Below are 489 nucleotides of genomic sequence, written 5' to 3' on the forward strand. Positions count from 1 at the left end.
CCCCAGTAGGACAAACGCCAATCGTGCACGGAACTGGTGACCGGGATTCCGTTAACATGATTTCCGCAATATCGGCTCAGGGTAAGCTGCACTTCCAGCTTCTCGACAACCAGAACGTGAACTCGAAAATCTTCATCGAGTTCTGCGAGAAGTTGTTGCACGATATCGACGGCAAAATCTATCTGATCGTCGACGGACACGGCTCGCACAAGTCGAAGGAAACTCAGGCGTTCGTCAAGTCGACAGACGGGCGTCTTAAGCTCTTCCTCCTGCCGCCGTACTCGCCGGAACTAAATCCGGACGAATGGGTCTGGAAGAACGTCAAGTATGATCGAATCGGCCGAATGGCAGCACGCACTCGCGACGAGATGCGAGCCGGGATCAAGGATGCGTTCGCTCGACTCGTTGCAGGTCCCGAACTCGTTCGCAGTTTCTTCAAGTCTCCCGATCTTGCCTATATAGACTCCAGTAGTCTAGTTTCGTGTTAGT

At 53.2% G+C, this 489-nt stretch carries 1 protein-coding gene; it reads left to right on the forward strand.

Annotated features, from left to right (window positions below):
• Nucleotides 1–488: IS630 family transposase (locus MJ785_RS20230; RefSeq protein WP_239382327.1), on the forward strand; the 488-nt coding region annotated here is incomplete at its 5' end.
• Nucleotide 489: the final 1 nt, after the last annotated feature.

The organism is Protofrankia sp. CiT1, assembly GCF_917627335.1.
GTDB lineage: Bacteria > Actinomycetota > Actinomycetes > Frankiales > Frankiaceae > Protofrankia.